The 239-nt window shown below is 54.8% G+C and carries 1 protein-coding gene; it reads right to left on the reverse strand.

The annotated features are described in order from the left end of the window. The coding region (locus SB749_RS20750) for a TSUP family transporter (protein ID WP_410711980.1) at positions 1–239 on the reverse strand (239 nt) is incomplete at both ends.

Raw genomic sequence — 239 nt, forward strand, 5'->3', positions numbered from 1 at the left:
GTGGGGCGAATAGCACCGACGCAACGGAAATACCTAACCAGGCGGGAACCTTGATTAACCCTAGAGCGCCGGATTCCCGACCCGACAACCAGCCATTCAAAATAAACATTACCACCGAGCTGCAACCAATAACAAAGCTGCCGAGCGAGGAAATTGCAATAGCCTGGCGCACCGGCAACCGCATACGACTTAAAAATGGCACCGTCAGCGCCCCACCGCCAATACCGACTAAGCCCGAT

The organism is Brevibacterium sp. SIMBA_078, assembly GCF_046534565.1.
Classification (GTDB): Bacteria; Actinomycetota; Actinomycetes; order Actinomycetales; family Brevibacteriaceae; genus Brevibacterium.